General features: G+C 72.3%; 15 protein-coding genes. 4 read left to right on the forward strand and 11 right to left on the reverse strand.

All coding sequences use genetic code 11. The annotated features are described in order from the left end of the window. Window positions 1-11: 11 nt before the first annotated feature. Both ACFUNE_RS03715 and ACFUNE_RS03720 read right to left on the reverse strand, forming a co-directional pair. Window positions 12-1,028, reverse strand: a complete 1,017-nt coding sequence (locus ACFUNE_RS03715) for a GNAT family N-acetyltransferase (RefSeq protein WP_383561838.1) — start codon at window positions 1,026-1,028, stop codon at window positions 12-14. Beyond that, window positions 1,025-1,816 (reverse strand): phytanoyl-CoA dioxygenase family protein, encoded by a 792-nt coding sequence (locus ACFUNE_RS03720; protein WP_383561840.1) that lies wholly within the window; start codon window positions 1,814-1,816, stop codon window positions 1,025-1,027. The genes ACFUNE_RS03715 and ACFUNE_RS03720 overlap by 4 nt, the downstream gene beginning before the upstream one ends. A gap of 116 nt (window positions 1,817-1,932) precedes the next feature. Between ACFUNE_RS03720 and ACFUNE_RS03725 the strand changes: the two genes are divergently transcribed. Continuing rightward, window positions 1,933-2,721, forward strand: a complete 789-nt coding sequence (locus ACFUNE_RS03725) for an HAD family hydrolase (RefSeq protein WP_383561842.1) — start codon at window positions 1,933-1,935, stop codon at window positions 2,719-2,721. Here ACFUNE_RS03725 and ACFUNE_RS03730 read toward each other — a convergent pair. The 8 genes from ACFUNE_RS03730 to ACFUNE_RS03765 all read right to left on the reverse strand — a co-directional run bounded on the left by ACFUNE_RS03730 (window position 2,696) and on the right by ACFUNE_RS03765 (window position 14,602). Next, a complete protein-coding gene (locus ACFUNE_RS03730) occupies window positions 2,696-4,117 on the reverse strand; it encodes a LysR family transcriptional regulator (protein WP_383561844.1) in 1,422 nt (473 codons plus the stop codon). The two genes, ACFUNE_RS03725 and ACFUNE_RS03730, sit on opposite strands and share 26 nt — an antisense overlap. Before the next feature lie 114 nt (window positions 4,118-4,231). Next, entirely contained in the window at window positions 4,232-5,698 is a 1,467-nt protein-coding gene (locus ACFUNE_RS03735) for an MFS transporter (protein ID WP_383561846.1), read from the reverse strand. Further along, window positions 5,695-7,737, reverse strand: coding sequence for a B12-binding domain-containing radical SAM protein (locus ACFUNE_RS03740; protein WP_383561848.1), 2,043 nt, complete (start codon window positions 7,735-7,737; stop codon window positions 5,695-5,697). The genes ACFUNE_RS03735 and ACFUNE_RS03740 overlap by 4 nt, the downstream gene beginning before the upstream one ends. An 87-nt stretch (window positions 7,738-7,824) precedes the next feature. Continuing rightward, window positions 7,825-9,228 (reverse strand): B12-binding domain-containing radical SAM protein, encoded by a 1,404-nt coding sequence (locus ACFUNE_RS03745; protein ID WP_383561850.1) that lies wholly within the window; start codon window positions 9,226-9,228, stop codon window positions 7,825-7,827. Next, window positions 9,225-10,607, reverse strand: coding sequence for an asparagine synthase-related protein (locus ACFUNE_RS03750; RefSeq protein ID WP_383561852.1), 1,383 nt, complete (start codon window positions 10,605-10,607; stop codon window positions 9,225-9,227). The genes ACFUNE_RS03745 and ACFUNE_RS03750 overlap by 4 nt, the downstream gene beginning before the upstream one ends. Before the next feature lies 1 nt (window position 10,608). Beyond that, window positions 10,609-11,718: an AMP-binding protein gene (locus ACFUNE_RS03755; RefSeq protein ID WP_383561854.1), complete on the reverse strand. Its 1,110-nt coding sequence runs from the start codon at window positions 11,716-11,718 to the stop codon at window positions 10,609-10,611. Window positions 11,719-11,753: 35 nt separating this feature from the next. Then, the gene (locus tag ACFUNE_RS03760) at window positions 11,754-13,157 is read right to left on the reverse strand and encodes an oxidoreductase (protein WP_383561856.1); all 1,404 of its coding nucleotides are present in this window, start codon (window positions 13,155-13,157) and stop codon (window positions 11,754-11,756) included. Further along, window positions 13,154-14,602 carry a B12-binding domain-containing radical SAM protein gene (locus ACFUNE_RS03765; protein WP_383561858.1) on the reverse strand — a complete coding sequence of 483 codons (1,449 nt, stop codon included), beginning with the start codon at window positions 14,600-14,602 and terminating at the stop codon, window positions 13,154-13,156. The genes ACFUNE_RS03760 and ACFUNE_RS03765 overlap by 4 nt, the downstream gene beginning before the upstream one ends. Before the next feature lie 437 nt (window positions 14,603-15,039). On the opposite strand from ACFUNE_RS03765, the gene ACFUNE_RS03770 reads away from it, so the two are divergent. Both ACFUNE_RS03770 and ACFUNE_RS03775 read left to right on the forward strand, forming a co-directional pair. Beyond that, complete coding sequence (locus tag ACFUNE_RS03770) at window positions 15,040-15,819, forward strand: phytanoyl-CoA dioxygenase family protein (RefSeq protein ID WP_383561860.1); 780 nt, start codon at window positions 15,040-15,042, stop codon at window positions 15,817-15,819. Next, complete coding sequence (locus ACFUNE_RS03775; RefSeq protein ID WP_383561861.1) at window positions 15,816-16,700, forward strand: enoyl-CoA hydratase/isomerase family protein; 885 nt, start codon at window positions 15,816-15,818, stop codon at window positions 16,698-16,700. The genes ACFUNE_RS03770 and ACFUNE_RS03775 overlap by 4 nt, the downstream gene beginning before the upstream one ends. Here ACFUNE_RS03775 and ACFUNE_RS03780 read toward each other — a convergent pair. After that, window positions 16,676-17,362: an NUDIX hydrolase gene (locus tag ACFUNE_RS03780; RefSeq protein WP_383561863.1), complete on the reverse strand. Its 687-nt coding sequence runs from the start codon at window positions 17,360-17,362 to the stop codon at window positions 16,676-16,678. The genes ACFUNE_RS03775 and ACFUNE_RS03780 overlap by 25 nt on opposite strands. Window positions 17,363-17,752: 390 nt before the next feature. Here ACFUNE_RS03780 and ACFUNE_RS03785 point away from each other — a divergent pair, with 390 nt between their 5' ends. Then, window positions 17,753-18,649 (forward strand): arginase family protein, encoded by an 897-nt coding sequence (locus ACFUNE_RS03785; RefSeq protein ID WP_383561865.1) that lies wholly within the window; start codon window positions 17,753-17,755, stop codon window positions 18,647-18,649. The last annotated feature ends 10 nt before the right edge of the window (window positions 18,650-18,659 follow it).

Below are 18,659 nucleotides of genomic sequence, written 5' to 3' on the forward strand. Positions count from 1 at the left end.
CGGCGGCCTCCTCAGCCATGGCCGCCGCGCGGCGCGACGACGATGCGCCGGACGTCGTCCCAGCGGGACTCCACCCGCCAGCCGAGCCGCCGGTACAGGGCACGAGCCCGGACGTTCTCCTGATCCACGGTGAGGACCATTCCCGTCCTGCCCCGGCGCCGCGCCTCGCCCAGCGCCCAGCCCAGCAGCACCGCGCCCAGCCCCCTGCCGCGCACCGACGGGTCGATGCCGAGCTGCCGCACGTAGGCCACGCCGCGGCTGTCCAGCATCCGGTCGGTGATGTTCACGAACCCCGCGACACGGCCGTCGAGTTCGAGCAGCGCGCACTGTTCCGGGTCGACCCCCGGGTCGGACCGGTACCAGCGTGACCAGGCCTCGTAGGAGTCCTCCTCCTTGCCTGCCTCCTCGGCGGCGTACGCCTGGTTCTTCGCACGGTGGAAGGCGCGCAGGTCCGCCTCCTCGCGCAGCGGCCGCACCACCGCGCCGGGAACGGCCGGCACGGGCGTGGGGGTGCCGTCCAGTGTGACCGACATCCGGTCGTAACCCCGGGGCGAGCCGAAGCCGTGGTCCCGCAGCGCCGCACGGGTGGTGTGTTCGCCCTCCGAGGTGAAGCAGGACAGCGTCGCCGGCTCCGCACCGTCCGGCCCGCCGAGCCCTTCGAGGCAACGGGTGACGGCGAAGTCGAGCAGCCCTCTCCCGTCCGCCTCGGTGGCCCGCGGTCCCAGCACCAGCTCGACCACCCAGCCGGCCACACCCGAGGTGCGGCTCACCCACGCGGCACCGACCACGGCACCGCCGGGCCCCAGGCACAGCCGGGCGTCACGCATGGGGTCCGCACCGGGAGCTCTGAGCCGCCCCGCGATCCATTCCCGTGTCGTCTCCTCCCGCCCCAGGGCCGCCAGGTCCCGGGCGCGGGCGAGCTCCCAGACGGTGTCCGTGTGGACTGCGGGGTCGAGCAGGCGGAGATCGAGCGTCCGGCCGTCCCGCGGGGCCGTACCGAGGGACTCTCCCGGAACCGCAGCCGTCACCGCCGGCCTCCCGGGGCTCCGGAGAGGCGCGGCAGCGAGTAGACGTAGCTGACGGCGCGACGCTGGTCGGCGGTGGTGTTGGCGGAGGAGGTGTGCGCGGTGAAAGCCCTGAAGATGACAGCCGAGCCGGGGCGCCTGGGAAGGGTGACGGGCGTCAGGTCGGGCCACAGCCGGTCGATGTCCAGCGAGGGCTCACGCGGTGAGGCGAACAGGTCCCCACGGTCGATGCCGCTCGGCTCCTGGAGGACGTTGCCCCGGTGCGAGCCCGGCAGGAAGCGGAGGCAGCCGTTGTCCTCGCGGGCGTCGTCCACGGCGATCCAGATGGTGAAGACGTCCTCGTAGGTCTCGTAGAACTCCTCCTTGAGGAAGAGCGCGTCCTGGTGCCAGGGCTTCTCCGAACCGACCTCCGAGGGCTTGGCCCACAGATAGGTGTTGTAGAAGTCGCCGGGCAGACCGTGCAGCGGCTCCACCACGTTCTCGTTGAGACCGAGCAGCTCGGGGACCTCGGCGAGCTCCGGGGAGTGCTCGTGGGCGTACCCCACCACGCGCACCTTGCCCGGGATTCCTTCCCGGCCGGTGGCGCGGGCCGCCCAGCCACCGCCCTCACCCTCGGCCTCCAACTGCCAGCCCTGGCTGCTGTGGCGCATCTGACGGGTCCGCCCGATCAGGTCGTCACAGCCACGGCGCATGACCTCCAGGACCGATTCGGGAACGAGATCGTCGAGTGGGGCGAACCCACGCTCGTCCAGTTCGCGGACGATTTCTTCCACCGGCCGACCGAGCTGCATCCGTGTCACCCTCCGGTACGCGTAAGCCTGCTGCCTCGACTATGTGCCGCTCGCTCGGACGGCGGCAACGCATCCGTGGAGACGGATCGACGCACGCCTCAAAAGGCATAGGACTGATGGGGCCGAGCGGGCTGCGTGCGCCCGGCGGGGCGGGCACCCTGGAGCGGAACCAGCAGGGGGCCGCCGGCCCGTCGCTCGCAGGCGAGGAGGAGACCGTGGCAGAGGTGTCGGGAATCGTCGTCGACTGGGGCGGTGTCATCACCCGGCCCTTCGCCGAGGGGATCGCCCTGTGGGCGGCAGAGGAGGGGGTGGACGCCGTGGAGTTCCGCGCCGCTCTGGGGCGCCTTCTCGGGCCGGCGGCCGAACCCGGCCCCGCGGCCCGGCAGTTCCACCTGGTGGAGCGTGGCGAGCTGCCGGTGGCCGAGTTCGAGGGGACGCTCGCCGCGCTGGTCCGCCGGGCCGACGGCTCGCACCCCGCCACGGAGGGCCTGGTGGAACGGATGTTCGCGCCCTTCACGGACGATCCGGCCGTGGTCGGGCTGCTGCGTGCCCTGCGCGACGCGGGTCTGAAGATCGCCCTGCTGTCCAACTCCTGGGGACACACCTACGACCGGCGGGACTGGGACGGACTGTTCGACACCGTCGTGATCTCGTGCGAGGTGGGTCTGCGCAAGCCGGAACCGGAGATCTTCCGGCACACCGCCCGACTGCTGCACCGCCGGCCCGAGCAGTGCGTCATGGTGGACGACCTCGGAAGCAACGTCCGTGCCGCCCAGGCACTCGGGATGGCCGGTGTCCACCACCGGACAGCACGGGAGACGGCTCTCGCCCTGGCGTCCCTGCTGCCTCCGGCCGGACGCCGGGCCGCCCTGGAGCATCTCAGCGCGGCGCCGTCCGGGCACTGACCGGAGAGGGGGCCGCCCCGGCGGTGGTCTCGGCGAGGGGCCGGCCGGCGGTGGGACCGCTGTCCCTCAGGTGGCTCACCAGGGTGTCGAGTCGGTGCTCGGCCGGGCCCGTGCAGGCCAGCAGCCGGTGCGCGGTGGCCGACAGCGCGGTCCCGCGGGCCGTGCTGTGCACCAGCGGCAGGCCGCAGCTCGCTTCGAGCCGGTGGATACGGCGGGTCAGCGCGGGCTGGGTCACCAGCAGGGCCGAGGCCGCCCGGTTCAGGCTGCCCGTCCGGCCGATCACCCGGAGCAGGTGCAGGTGCTCGGGTTCGAAGCCACCGCAGCGGTCCTGCGAGGACCAGTGCAACTCGGACAGCAGGACCGGCGGGGGTACCACGCACCCGCCGGTGGCCGGTTCCGGGGGCACCACGCACCCGCCGGTGGCCGGAGCGGCTTGGTCCCCCCTGTCCTGATCCGGGTCCCGCTGGGAGCCTGCCGGCACGGCGCCCTGTGCCGTGGTCCGCTGCATGTATCTCCGGCGCAGCGAGGCGCACAGGTCCCCGGCGAGAGGCTCCGGTATCGCCAGCGGGTCGACGGCGAGCCGCAGCCTTCGGACGAGCTTCTGCCGCAGCGGGCGAAGCACCACCCCCGGCCCGGTGCTCCCGCCGAGCGACGAGGGGGACACCAGCGCGATCCCGTACCCACGGCGCACCAGGTCGAGGGCCGCCCCTTGGGAGCGCACGGTGAAGCTGACCGACGGGACCGGCGTGAGCCGGGAGAGTGCCCACCCCTGGTCGTCACCGGAGTCGCCGCCGACCACGGCCACCCAGTCCGTGCGGGTGAGGTCGCGCAGATCCAGGATTCCCCGCTCGGCGAGGGGATGTCCGGAAGGCAGAGCGATCTGCTGGGGCTCCTCGACGACGGTCCGGATGAGCACGCCGCCGCGCCGTGCCATCGGCCGGCGCGCCGTCTCCCAGCCGAGCGCCGCGTCGGCGGCGTACCGTTCGAATCGCTGCCAGATCCGGTGGCTGTCGTCCGGCACGATGTCGAACACCATGTCCGGGAACCGTCCCGCCAGATGCTCGTCGAGGCCGTACGCCCACTCCGTCCCCACGGCGAACTCCACCACGGGCAGCCGGCTCGCCGCGTCGGCACCGTGGTGGGTGGTGGCTATCGCGAAGTCGATCGAGGCCAGCAGCCGCCGCCCGACGTGCAGCAGGGCGTGCCCGGCCTCGGTGGGTTCGGTACCCGTGGCACCGCGGCTCACCAGCGGGGTGCGCAGCCGGCGTTCGAGTTTGACGAGGCGACGGCTGGCGGACGACTGGGTCATCCAGCCGTCCCGCTCGACCGCGTGCAGACTGCCGTGGTCCGCCACCGCCTGCAGCAGCACCACGTCCGAACGGCGAAGGTCGAACATCCGGCTCTCCTTACTGCCACGGCCGGGGCCCGCGCACCGTGACGGGGGCGTGCCCATCGATTCCACGTGGAACCTGCCCACGGTAGATCGGCGGCACCCCGCGGAACCCGGCCTTCAGGTGGTTGGCCGAATCGTACGGGCGGTCTGGCCCGGCAGCACCGGAACATCCTGCCGGGGCGCCGGTGAACGGGGGAAGAGAACGGCCGCACCCACCGCGACGAGGGCCAGAACGGCCGAACCGGTGAACAGCGCGTGGTACGCGACGGCCGGAGGACGCGAGGAGGACCCGCCCGCGACCGCCAGCACCATCGAGCTGACCTGCACCCCGAACGCCCCACCGAGGTTGCGCAGCACTCCGTTGAGGCCGACCGTCACCGCGGTCGCCCCGCTCGGCGACGCCTGCACCAGCAGCTCCGCCATGGCCCCGCCCAGCAGGCCGGTCGCCAGACCGTTCAGGGCCGTGCCGAGAGCCAGCCCACCGGCGCCGGAGGGAAGTACGGCGAACACGACGGCACCGGCGGCGAAGAGGGCCGTGCTCGCACCCATCACCGCGCGGGCGGTCAGCCTCCCCGACTCCCGTAGCCAGCCGGACAGCAGTCCGCCGGACAGCGCCCCCACCTGCATGGGCAGCATGACCAGGGTCAGGACGGCACCTCCCGCGCCCAGGCCGTACCCCGTGTCGCGGGGAGCCGCCACCAGCGCGGGGGCGAGCACGCCGACCTGGAACATCACCAGCCCGGTCAGCAGGCTGACCAGATTCAGGCAGAGAAGTGGCCGGCGGGACATGAGCCGCATGTCCAGCACCGGCTCCGGGGAACTGCGTTCCACCCGGAGCAGGAGGGCGCAGCCCGCCGCCGCGGCAGCCAGCAGCACCGCGCCGGTCACCGAGCCGAGGCCCTCCTGACCGTAACGGGTCAGTGCCAGCAGCAGGCAGGTGCTGACGGTGCCGAGGAGCACCAGCCCGGGGACGTCGATGCGGGTGGCGGGCCGGCGCGGCGTCTCGGGCAGCACCGAGGCACCTGCCACCAGCAGCACCACGGCGAGGAGGGCGGCCGCCGCGAACAGCCAGCGCACGGCCGGGAGGCCGCCGCCGAACAGGCCCGCCAGCACGATGCCGACCCCGCCACCGGTTCCGAACGAGGCGGAGAGCAGACCTGACGGGCCGGACAGCGACCTCTGGGGGAACCCCTCCCGCAGCAGGCCGACGCACAGCGGGAAGAGACCGCCGGCCACACCCTGCACCAGGCGCGCGACGAGCAGCACGGTGAACGACCCGGTGAGTGCCGACGCCACGGACGCCACCGCCACCACGACCAGGACGCAGAGCATCACCGCGCGCCTGCCGTACAGGTCGCCGAGCCGGCTCACGACGGGGGTGGCGACACAGCCGACGAGCAGGTGTCCCGAGACCACCCACGAGGCCTCCGCGCCGGACACGCCGAACGCTTCCTGGATCTGGGGAAGCAGGGTCGCCACCCCGAGCTGGAGCAGTGCGAACAGGCCGCAGGCGCCCGCGAGCACGGCCAGTGCCGCGCGGTGGTGCGCGGCGTCGGGGGCCGGGGAGTCGGGGCAGACGGTCACAGCTGCTCGCTGAACGCGGGCTCCGCCAGGGGCGTCACCTCGGCGGACTCGACACGGTGCCGGTAGTGGCCGATCCGCGAGACCGGATAACTCGGGCCGATCGCCGCGAGGGCGAACGCCTTCAGGTCGCCCGGCGCCGGGCGGAAGCGGCCGTTCGCCCCGAACCGCTGATCGACGTAGTCCACCCGCACCCGCTGCGGGCGCAGCGGGCCGCCGCTGAAGTAGCCGGGCCAGTCGTGGTCGTACTCGGCGGTCTTGCCGTGCTCCGGATCGTAGTCCGGGCGCAGCATGACATCACGCTGGAAGCGCAGTACGTCGCGCAGCCGCGTGTCCTGGTCGGGGTCGAGCCCCAGGGTGCGCAGGTAGTCGCCCAGTTCGGCGTGGAAACGGTCGAACTCGGTGGCCACCCGCAGCCAGCCCCAGTTGTCGATCGTCCAGCCCCGTCGTCTGCCGTACGGGGCGAGATGGGTGGCCAGGTCGGGCTGGCTGGCGACCAGGTTGGCCAACGGCAGTGTCGGGATGTCGATGTAGTCCTGGTACAGGCTGCGCATCCGCAGGTAGAGGGAGCCGATGAAGCTGTCGGGCTCCCCGGTGAAGTGGTTCTGCAGCCCCTCGTAGAACGCGGTGTAGCCGATCCCGTGTTCCTGTCGGAGGTAGACCGACAGGTAGCGGGTGTAGCAGCCGTTGTGCAGGAACTGCACCGCCTGCACGAAGGCGAAGGACTCGACCCATTCGTCGCGGGGCATGGCGCTGGTCTCCATGACCATGTCCATCGTCTCGGCCTCGTCGTCGGGGGTACCGGGCCGCTCGACGTAGAGGCGTTTGGGGACCGTGCGCAGGCCGTAACCGGCCAACTTCTCCGGGGTGTTGATCGGCGCGTTGGGCAGGATGCCGAACTCGTAGACCCGGAGGTCCTCGTGGTTGCCGGCCTCCAGCAGCGAGCCGATGCCCTCGCGGAAGGTGCGCGCGGTCTCCAGCGGCAGCCCCAGGATCAGCTCGGTGTAGGTATGGATGTTCTCGACGGCGTACCGCTGCTGCAGTTTGCGGTAGTTGTCGAGGCCGATGTTCTTGCGGTCGATCGCCTCCAGGACGTCCATGTCGGTGCTCTGCATGGACAGGGTGGTGCCCATCAGCAGGTCCGCGTCGTGCCAGGCCTTGCTGATGTCGAAGACCCGGTCGTTGGAGTTCTTGGCGAAGTTGACCCGGATCTGCTTGGGTGACCCCGCCTCCGTACGGGCCTCCGCCAGCGCGTGCGCGATCTCCAGGTCGCGCGGCATGATGCCGAAGTTGGCGTCGCAGATGAACAGGTCCTCCACGTCGTTGCGGGCGAACCACTCGATCTCGTGCTGGAGGCGGTCCTCCTCGAACATCCGCAGGGCGCTCATCGTCGCCGATCCCCAGTCGCAGAAGGCGCAGGAGTACGGGCAGCCGCGGTTGGTCTCCCACAACGCGTAGAAGCGCAGCCCGCGCTCCCGGCAGGTTTCCACGGCCCCGTCCATCACCCCGTTCAGGTAGGGACTCGGGGTCTCGATGCGCCGTGGCAGACGCTTGGCGGGCGGGCCGGCGACCGGGACGTCGCCCCGGTTCACCGTCACGCCGGGCACGCCGGTGTAGTCGGGGCGGTCCCGGAGCCGTGCGGACAGCAGTTCCCGGAAGGCCACCTCACCCTCGCCGTGGGCCAGGACGTCGACGTAGGGGTGCTGGGTGAAGAAGTCGCCCACCCGGTCCGGCACGTGCGGGCCGCCGGCCACCACGAGCATGTCCGGATAGCGCTCCTTGAGGATCTTCGCCACCTTCATCTGCCGGCGGAAGTTCCACACGTAGCAGGACAGGGCGAGGACGTCCGGTTCGGTGATGCCGTCCGCCATCTCCTGCACCGGGGCGACGAGGAACAGCGGCTCCTGGAAGTCGTAGGACGCCGCGACGCGGTCGTCCTGTTCCGCGTACGTGCGCAGCAGGCCGGCGACCAGGGGGAGGAAGGGCACCGCGTTGAGGCCGATGAAGTACACCTTGCGGCGGCGGGAGGATTCGGCGGACATGCTCGGGTCACGGCTCCTCGTGGTCGGGTCTGCTCGGCTGCGGTACGGCACCGGCGTGCCGGGGGCGGGCGGGGGAGGAGGCCGGTGTCATCCGGTGCTCGGGACACGCTCCGGCTCCAGGGCCCGGCCCGGCACGCCGGAGAGGCGGATGCCCCTGAGCATCTCGTCGAAGGCGCTGTCGTCGGAGTAGTAGAAGACGGACGGGTCCTGCCCCGCGGCGACACCCGGGGCGGGGCGGGCGCTCGCTCCCGCCAGCAGGTCGGCCAGCCGGTGGTAGAAGTCCTCCAGCGGCAGCTTCGTGGGGAAGAGCGAGTGGTAGCAGTCGAAGAGTTCGGGATCGTCGCTGATGTGCTGGTCCCGGCTCTCGTCGTACAGGTCCGTGCCGGGCAGCGGGGTCAGCACGGAGAAGCTCGGCATGTCCACCTGCAACTCCTCGATGGTCCTGCCCAGCCGCGCGAAGTCCTCGCCGACCCAGCTGGGCTGGACGATGAAATTGGCCCGTACCTTCACCTGGTTGGTGTGGAAGAGATCGAGGGCCCGCCGGGTCTGGTCGGCGTCGGTGCCCTTGCGGTAGCCGGACAGTTCGTCGTCGGTCATCGACTCGGCCCCGACCAGTACCGAGTCCAGGCCGATCTCCGCCCAGCGGGCGATGACGTCGGGACGGCGCAGCGCGGTGTCGGTGCGGATGTACATGTGGAACCGCTTGCGGAAGCCGGCCTTGTCGATGGCGTCGGCCAGTTCGAGCATGCGCGCGGGCTGGATGAACGCCTCGTCGTCCACGACGTAGAGATTGTCGCCGTCGATGTCGGCGATCTCGGCGAGGACCCGGTCGATGTCCTTGACCAGATAGCGCCGGTCCGTCATCCGCCACAGCGAACAGAACTTGCAGGTGTACGGACAGCCCGCGGTGAACCGGATCAGGGACACCGGCCGGTAGATCGAGTGGAAGTAGTCCTGCCGGTGGTGCGAGAGCAGCGAACGGTCCGGCATCGGCAGGTCGTTGAGTGCCGCGGGGCGTGGCCGCCGGTCCCGCTCCAGCCCGGTGCGGGAGTCGTACGGCGCGAGCCCCACCCCCGCCTGCGGGGTGCGGCCCGCCTCCAGGTCGGCGGCCAGCCGGTTCAGCGGCGCGCCGCCCTCGCCCGCGATCACCCAGTCGGCGGCGAAACCGTCGAGCCACTCGGCCGAGACCGTCGGATGGTGTCCGCCGAGCACGATCGGCACGTCCGGCCACAGCCGGCGGACCTCATGGCTCACCTGGCGGGACACCCGGACGCTGGTGGTGTAGGGGATGGCCACGCCCACCAGGTCCGGCGGTTCGTGCGTCGCCGCGTAGTCCGCCAGCGGCGCGTCCAGCCGCAGGTCGTGGATCGTCACGTCGTGATGGCCGCGCAGCGCACCGCCGAGGTATTCGAGCGGCAGCGGTTCACAACAGCTCAGCCGGTCGCTGAGCAGGGCCCGTTCGTTGCGGGGCCACACCAGCAGAACCCTCATGCCTTGCCTCCCAGACGTCGGTCCTGGTCCGCCTCGCCCGGCCCGGTCCCGGGCCCGCCGCTCCGGAAGACCTCGGTGGCGATCTCGTACAGCCGCCCGGCCTGGACGGCGGGGTCGTCGCTGCCCAGCGCGGCGGCGAACATCTGGCTCATCGCGGTGCCCTCGTGGATGCCGCGCTTGGGACGCCAGGCCACCTCGGCCGGCAGGACCTCGGCGGCGGCGCTGCGCAGCACCCACTTCGCCTCGCCCTCCCGGACCTTGAGCCGTCCGCGGATGTCCAGGGCGGCAGCCATCACCTCCCGTGACCAGTACGGGTGGCGCACGGCGGTGTGGCGGGCGTCGGCGAACGCGGGGTGGAACTCGTTGCTCCGCGCGGTCGCCCGGGTCTGTGCGACGACGGCGCCCTCCACGGCGTCCTCGCCTCCGGTGCCGCCGAGCCCCGCGAAGAGCAGGTCCGCGCCGTATCCCGACAGCAGCACCTGGCGGCGGTCGGTGGCGATGTGGCCCTGAAGGAAGCACGCGGGTGCGGCGATCTGCAGGGTGAGCAGGTCCCAGGTCTCCAGCGCGCGGATCATGCCGGGCAGCATCCCGGCGAGCTGTTCCGGACCAAAGTTCACCTCCTCGTGCTTGGTGCCCAGCCGGTCCGCCAGCCAGGCCGCCTGGGCGAACTCGTCGCCGAACGGCGTGCCCACGGTGTACGTGCGCACCCCCGACGAGCCGGCCTCCAGCACCGCCAGCGCCGCGACGGTGGAGGAGTCCACACCACCGCTGAGCGAGACGGCGATCTCGTCCGCACCCGCGGCCAGCCGCGCGACGGACGCGCCCAGCACCGTCCGTACGGTGCGCACCGCCTGCTCCGCGTCCGTCACCGAGGGGCGGTCCGGGAGAGGGGCGAGCAGCCGGTGCACCGACACGGGATCCTCGCCGTACGCGTCCACCACCAGGGTCACCGCGCTGTCGGCGGGAACCGGCGTGACTCCGGCGAACCGGCCACCGGGCAGCAGCGACCGTTCCGCGTCACCCAGGACCGCGGGGCGGCCCAGACGCGGGAGCAGCGCACCGGCCGACGTACCGACGAGGAGCGCCCTGCCCGCACGCGCCCAGTGCAGCGGGCAGGTCGCGCCGACGTCGCTCCACAGGGTGGCCCGGCCCTCGCGGACCAGGGCGGCGCAGTAGCGGCTGTGCGCACGCTCGGTCCAGGCGGCCAGGTCGGCGAGCGACGCCCGCTGAGGCGGGTCCTCCCCGGTCAGCCTGTCACCCTGTACGACGAGGACGTCCGTGCCGTCGCGCCGCACCATGACGTCCATGGCCCGGCCCTCGCCGAGGAGTTCGACCTCGATGCCGCCGTCCGGACGGCTGGACAGTATGAATCCTGCCATGTCAGTAGACCCCCTCGACGCGGCGTCCCTCGGTGAACTCGGGGCTGTACGGATCTCCCACCCACGGCCACGGATAGCGTTCGGCCGCGACCCCGTAGGGGCGGACCCTCCGGGCCCGGTCCCGCTCCCAGAAGCCGGGCAGCAGGGCGTCGTCCGTCAGCCGCCAGACCCGCACCCGGCCCTCCTCCCCGAAGGGCACGTCCTCGCCCTGCCCGTCGACGACGTCCAGGGCGACGTGCGGCTGGCACGGCACGTACACCACACGGTGCTCGTCCTCCGCCTCGAAGGGCTTCTGCCAGCTGATGCCGGTGGTCGACGTGCCGTACATGCCGACCACCGGGACGCCGGGGAAGAAGTCCTCCCGCAGCTGCCGGTGGGTCTCCGGTTCCAGGGTGGTGCCGGCGTGCACGATGGCCTCCACCCCGGCCAGCGCCTCGGTGCCGAGCCGTTCCGGCAGCATCTCCAGCAGCCGGGAGGTGCAGAACAGGACGCCGATGTCCTGGGACCGGGCGACTTCCGCGATCTGGGCCCAGATGTGATCCACATAGCGGTCGTAGGCGGCGGTCATGCCCTCCTCGCCGAAGATCTTCACGATCCGCGGGTCGAGGTCGATGGAGAAGCACATCCCGCCGCGGCGCTCCGCGAAGGCGACCACCAGCCGGCCTGTCGTGTGCGGGCCCATCGGCCCGACGAACAGCCAGTTCTTCCCGCGCGGGACGCCGTGCAGGTCCAGGAACTCGTCCGAGAAGGCGAGGATGTCGTCCCAGTAGCGGCTGCCCCAGGTGCCGTGCTTGGCCGGTCCCGTTGTGCCGCCGGTCTGCGCCGCCCACAGCGTGCCGCCCTCGGCGAGCACCGAGCGCGGCACGAAGTTCTCCAGCGGGGTCCGGCGCGCGGCCTCCTCGAAGTGCATCTGGTCCGACCCGTCACGCAGCCCGATCAGGGCGGCGGCGTCCGCCAGACACTGCACCTTCCCGAGCGCGTCGGTGCCCTGCCGCCTGTCCCGCTCCAGCCAGTACGGCGTGCCGTGCCGCGGATCGAAGTGCAGGCGGACGAGGCGGCGTACGTCCTCGTCGGTGATCGGGCGGAGCCTCGACTCGCTCGGACATCGCATGACGGGTCCCTCTCCTTCGTTGCCGTCCGGGCCGGTCACGCGCGGGCGCCCGGGAGTACGGCCTTCTTCTTGAACAGGAAGTCGGCGAGATGGCCTTCGTGCGGGTCGCACGGGTGGTAACCGCGGTCGAACAGGTCACCGGCGAAGACCTTGTCGACACCCGGTTCCTCGGCGAGCGCCGGCACCAGCCCGTCGGCCTCGCCGACCACCGACACGATCAGGGACCCGGCGCACGCGGCCACGGCCTTCGACCGGGGCACGTGCGCCACCGCCGTGAAAGGGAAGGGAAGTTCCGTTCCGAACAGCGGCGATCCGGGATCCACCAGCAGCACCGTGGGCCTCAGGAACGCCTGGCCGTCGAGCTCCACCCGCAGGGGCACACCGGTCGCGGCCGCGGTGACGTCCACCGCGCCGGCGGCGACCTCCCTCTCGATCCGCAGCGCGAGAGAATCCCGCGCCGCCCGGTCCGGAAACGCGGGCACTGCCGCCCGCGGGTCGTCCAGCGGCAGCACCGGACGCGCCGCGAACTCGTGCGCCAGCGCCTCTGCGGCCGCCTTCGGATCGCCCAGCACGACGAGCGAGCTCATGTTGACGCAGAGCCTGCCACAGCCCGCGAACGCCTCCCGGGCCAGCCGCTGCCAGGCGTCCTCCGGCAGCCGGTCACCGATCACCGCCCGACTGCGGCCGAAGTGGTACGTCTTCACCTTCCCGGGAGGCAGGTCGGCAGGCACGTCCTCGCCCGGCCACAGCACCTGGTCGGCCAGCCTGCGCAGCGCGGGGGCGTCCCCGTGCACCACGGACACACCGTGCTCCGGCAGTCCGGCCGCGTACAGCTCCTCGGTGAGGAGGACCGGTGTGAAGGGGTCCGCGGCCGCGGTGCTCAGCAGCACCGGACGACGCGTGGCCAGGGCCTGGAGCCACTCGATGTTGATGGTCGGGAAGTTGCCGGGCTGACGCACCAGCACCGACCGGCCCGCAGGCCGCCAGCTCCAGCCCAGGCCGCTGCCGCCGGTCCGGTACGCCGCCACCGTCCCGTCGGGGGACTGCGCGGCCAGGATCTCCTCCATGCGGGCGAGATCCTGGGCGGCCGTGCGCAGCCCGCGGGCGGCCCGCCGGCGGGGCAGGCCGCTCACCGCGGACAGGGCGCGCAGCCACACGTCGAGCTCCCCGGAGTCCAGCCGGGAGGTGACGCGGCCGGCGGCGCGGCTCAGCAGCCCGAACCAGTCCGCGTCGTCGATGGAGCGCATCCGGCGGGCGGCCCGGCCGGCCTCCTCGGCCATCCGGAACTGCGTGAGACGTCCGGCGGAGCCGAGCCGGGCCAACGGCCTGCCCTCACCGTCGTGGACGACGTCCGGGCGGTGCGACATGACCGCCCGCGCGCCGTCGTAGGCCGGGACGTCCAGGACCTCCGTGCCCGGAGCCGCCGTCGGCGCACTCACTGGACCTCCGGAACCAGCGCCGCCGGCTCCTTCGTCTGCGGTGCGCCACCGTCGAGCAGACCGAGCCTGGTCTGGACGGTGCTCAGGTCGGCCAGGTACGCGATGCGCTTGTACTTGCCGTCGCGACGCGTCGGGGTCATGTCGTCGTACAGCTTCCACAGCTCGTCGATGGACGCGGCATCGCTGGAGGTCACCGGGATGTGGCCGGTGAAGCAGTCGCTGTCGTCGGTCTCCAGGGTGAAGTCGACCCTCTTGGCCATGTCCTTCTCCACCTCGTGGTGGAAGGGCACGAAGAAGCAGGGCGAGACGATGTCGTGCCGGTTGTCACCGAGCCGCGCCTGCAGCCAGGTGATGGTCGAGCGCATCGCCTCGTCGGTCTCGCCCGGGATACCGAGGATCAGGGTGGCCTGCACACCGATCCCCGCCTTGCTCAGCGAGCTCAGCGCGCGCTCGGTCACGTCGACCTTGACCGGCCGGCCGAGCCGCTTGAGCAGCGACCAGTCGAGGGTCTCGACACCGACCAGGAGCCGGAAGCAGCCGGAGTCGCGCAGCATGCGCGCCATGTCGTCGTCGATGAGGTCCGGACGAGCCTTGGCCTCCCACTCGAACTTGCCCTGCAGACCGGACTTCTCGATGCTCCGGCACAGCTCCTGCATACGTGGGACGTCCTCGACGAAGTCGTCGTCCTCGATGCGGATCCGGTCGAATCCGTGGACCTCGACCAGCTCGCGGATCTCCTCGATCACCCGGTCCGCACTGTGCCGGCGCTGGCCGACCCCCCACTGGTGCTTGGAGTAGCAGTAGGCGCAGGCGTACGAACAGCCGCGACTGGTGACGAGGTTGCCCGACCGGCCCCGGGAGATCTGGTTGTACAGCTGCATGTCCGCCAGGTCCCGGGCAGGCTTGGGCAGTTTGTCGAGGCGCATCACCTGCGGCGCGGCGGGTGTCTCGACCACGGTGCCGTCGTCGTCGCGGAAGACGATGCCGCGGACCTTGCGCAGGTTCTTGCGGCCGTTGTTGCCGTACTCGTGGACCAGGTGGGAGAAGGTGACCTCTCCTTCGCCCTTGACCACCACGTCCGCCGAGCCGTCCTCGACGAGCTTGCGTGCCAGCGGGGTGGCGCCGACACCGCCGTAGACGACGAGCGCGTTCGGATGGTGGCGGCGGCTCTCCGCACCGAGCTTGATGCCGTTCTTCAGACTGGAGGTGAGGACCTGGATGCCCACGATGTCCGGCTGATGGCCGCGAAGGAACTCGTTGGGTGTGGCCAACGGCCGCTGCAGGACGAACAACTGGTCGTCGACGAACCGGACGTCGGTCCCCTTGGTTTCGTGGAAGGTGCCCTCCCGGAGGGTCGCGGCCAAGGAGAGCAGCCCCAGTTGTGGTGCGGAGATCGACTCCCCGGAGTACGACGACCGGCGAGCGTTCACGAGTAGAACCTGCATGCGTGTCTGGCCTCCTGCGCGTGGACAGTCCCGGGGCACCGACCGACTCCCCGCACAGCCTGTGCACCCGGCTCCGTGGGGTGGCGAACATGGTGATGCCTTGCCTGCCGCCTGTGAGGAGGCGGGAGCGGTTCCGGAACGGCTCGCACGGACGGGGGTCACATGGGGATCTGCAAGCCGCAGTACAGGGGACACCGCACGTCGGAGCGGCGTCCAATGCCAATCGCGGGTCACCGGAAGCCGCCGGGGGCATGAGTCGGTCCGGCCCCCGGGAGTCATGCCGTGGGCGCATCACCTCGATGGCGCCTCGGCTTATGGGACCTGGGCCGGCCCTGTGGCAGCATCGTGCGGTGTCCGACGGAAGGGCCCCGGGCCGGCCAGGCCGGCCCACCCGACGCACCGCGACTGTCCGGGCCCCTCCCTGCCCGAGGAGTGTCATGACTGCTTCCCACTTGCCCTCCGGCGCGGTGGAGCCGACGACCACGACGGATCCGGCAGCCGGTGAGCGCGAGGTCTTCCGCCGCGACGGAGTGGTCCGCTGGGACCACGTGCTGACCCCCGGGCAGGTCGTGGAACTCCGGGGGAGCGTGGAGCGGGCCTTCTTCGACGACGGCCGGCCGGCCGAAGGCGTGCGCGACCTGTCGGAGCGCAGGGGCAGACCGCTGGACCTGGCACTGCTGCAGAAGGTGAACCTGTGGCAGTCCGATCCGGCCTGCGAGGCCCAGGTCCGCCGCCCCGACCTGTACCGGCGGGTGGAGGGACTGCTCGGCGGACCCGTGCGCCTGTTCCGCGACCACTCCTTCTACAAGCCGGCGGGCAAGGGCGAACGCAGCCGTCTCGTCCTGCACCAGGACAACCGCTACTGGCACCTCACCCCGCCCGAGGCGGTCACGGTGTGGATGGCGCTGGACGACGCCACGCCGGAGAACGGCTGCGTCCAGTACGTCCTCGGGAGCCACCGGTGGGGCCGGGTGGAACACACCCGGCCGGAGGAGGGAGCCGTCCTGGTCGAGGCGTGCAGCGAGCAGGAACCCGTGGAGTACCCGGTGCCCGCGGGCAGCGCGCTGGTCCACCACGCCAACACCCTGCACGGTTCCGGGCCGAACCTCACCGACGGCCCCCGCCGCGCCTACGCCCTCGTCTTCGTCCGGGCCGACGTGTCCGCGCGCGGTGAGGCGATGACCGGGTTCCCGCTCGCGGCGGAGCTCGCCCGGTGACGGCGGATGCGAAGGACCCTGCGTACGGGACGATTCTGCTGGAACGCGCCGACGGGATCGCCTGGGTCACGCTCAACCGCCCCGAGAGGCTCAACGCCACCACCGAGCAGATGCACCACGAACTGCTGGACGCCTTCGACCGCGTCGCCGACGACGGTTCCACCCGGGTGCTCGTCCTCACCGGCGCCGGCGACCGGGCCTTCTGCATCGGCAGCGACCTCGGCTTCCTCACCGAGGTCCTGGACGGCGAGGAGACCGATTCCGACCTGTTCGCCGCCTACCTGGAGCGGCTGAACCGGGTCGTCTTCGCGCTGGAGCGCATGCCGGTGCCCACGATCGCCATGGTGCAGGCCAAGGCTCGCGCGAGCGGCTTCGAGATGGTGGTGGCCTGCGACTTCGTGCTGATCGCCGAGGAGGCCCGGATCGGCGACGTGCACACGCCGTACGGTCACATGCCGGGTGCCGGTGCCACCCACCGCACGGTCCGGAAGATGGGGCTGCAGCCCGCGATGGAGCTGCTGATGACCGGCCGTTGGCTGTCGGCCGCCGAGGCCGTCGACACGGGACTGGCGCTGCGCGCGGTGCCGCGTGACCGGCTCCGTGAGGAGACCGCCTCGTTCGCCCGCACCCTGGCCGATGTCCCGGGCGACTGCCTGCGGCATCTGAAGTCGGCGGTGATGGGCGGCCTCGGCCGGACCGTCGAGGAGGCCGTGGCGGTGGAGACGTCCGCGTACCTGACGCTGCTGCACTCGTCCTCGGGGCCGGTAGACGGGTTCCGTACGGGGCAGCGGGAGCGGGCACTCCGGCGGGCCGGGGGGGCCGCCGGCGGCGAGAGCGGCGCCGCCGCGATTCCGGCTCAGGGGAGCGGGCCACCTCCGTAGCGGCGCCGGGTGTCGGCCAGATCCTCGATCCGGTCGGTGTCCCAGGGGCGTTCCCAGCCGCCGAGCCGCAGCAGCCACGCGGTGAGGGCGGCGGTGAACCCCCACACGAACACGTCCCGGGCCTGGAACCCGGGGCTGAGATGGCCGTCCGGCAACCGGACGAGCAGCCGCGCCCCCGGGTCGGAGAGGTCCGCGAGAGGCGCCCGGTGGACGGACACGATCTCCTCGCCGTCCCCTGCGATCCGGCCGCCCGCCCCCCACCAGCCGAGTACGGGAACGACCGAGAAGCCGCTGTGGGCGAGGTTCAGCGGGGCGAGCGCGCCCGCGATCCGGACCTCCGAAGGGTCCAGCCCCGTCTCCTCGCACGTCTCGCGCAGCGCGGTGTGCACGGGACCGCCGTCACCTGGAGCGCAGGAGCCACCGGGGAAGCACACCTGGCCGGGGTAGTTCCGCAGGGCGCCGGAACGCCGCAGGAAGAGCAGGTCCGCGCCCCGTGCGCCGGTGCCGAAGAGCACCAGGACGGCGGAGCCGCGCGCACGTGCGGGCACCGGGCCCGCGTACCGCTCCAGCTCCGCCGGGAGGTCACCGTACGTCCCGCGAACCAGGTCGGTCAGCCAGGACGGCACGTCGTCGCCGGGTGCGTCCTTCCGGTCGTCAGCCACGGACGACAAGCGTAGGGAACACCGGGCCCGGCCGGGGAGGTTCTGCGGGAACCGGTGTCCCCGACCGGCCCGCCCGGAACGTCATGCGGACGGGAGAGCGGTGCGCACCGGCGCCGTCGGGGCGGGCGAGACGAGGGCCGCGGACGAGCGGGATGCGGACACCCGGGCCTGTACGGCACACGTGTCGCACGAGGGAAGGGCGGGGGAGGGACGAGTCCTTGCCGCCTGCCGCCTGCCGCCTGCCGCCTGCCCGCCGGCAGGCGGCCGTCCGTGCCGATGCGGGTACGCGGGGAGAGCGGGGAGAGGTGTCCAGGGCAGAGTGGCCCGAGGCCGCCCGACCGTCCCCAGGCGGCCGGTCCGCCCGCGCCGAGCCTGGAGGGAGCGTCTCACGTGGAGCGCATCGACCCGTCGGCGCGCTCTCGCGCGCGCCCCCCCACATTCATGCGGCTGCCGCTCGACCTCGACCCGACGGCCCGTGACCTCGTGGTTCTCGGGGTGCCGTACGACGAGTCGGGCCGGTGCCCCGGGACTCGCCTGGGGCCGGGTGCCGTCCGGGACGCGTCCGCCCTCGCGCACTCTCCCGGTGCGGACCGTGGCCCGGGCACCTTCGACCTCGTCGACTGTGTGGACGGAGGGGACTTCGATCTGACGCCCTGGATCTCCGGTGCCGTCCCCGAGGTCCTGTACAAGCGTCTCTCCCACCTCCTCGCGGGCAACGCCGCCGTGCTGCTGCTCGGCGGCAGCCGGTCGCTGACCCTGGCGGCGCTGCGCGCGGTGGCCGAGATACACGGTCCTGTCGCCCTTCTCCGCCTGGCCGCGGACACCGCGGGCTCGCCCCCCGAGGGTGACTGCTTGCACCAGGCGGTCGACGAACACCTCGTCGACCCGTCCGCAGTGGTCCGGATCGGACTGCGCGGCGCCGGTGACTCCGGCCGTGACCAGGGCGGGGTGATGCTCGACGTCGGCCGGTTCGGCCGACTCGGCGTCCGGGGTGCCGCCGGATTCGTCCGGCACCGGATCGGCCGCCGGCCCGTCTACGTCTCGGTGGCGGTCGACGTCGCCGATCCGGCCTTCGCTCCCGGTGCCGGCATCCGGGTGCCGGGAGGGCTCACCTCACGGGAGGTTCTCGGGTTGCTGCGCTGCGTCGGGGACCTGTGCCCGGTCGGGTTCGAGGTGACGGGGGTGTCGCCGCCCCAGGACCGGTCCGGGATCACGGCCGCGCTGGCCTCGGAGATCGGTGGCGAACTGATCCACCAGTACGCCAGGGCGCAGCGCATCCTGATGTGAGCCCGTCTCG

Origin of the sequence: Streptomyces sp. NPDC057287, from assembly GCF_042667905.1 — a bacterium.
In the GTDB taxonomy this organism is placed as follows: Bacteria; Actinomycetota; Actinomycetes; order Streptomycetales; family Streptomycetaceae; genus Streptomyces.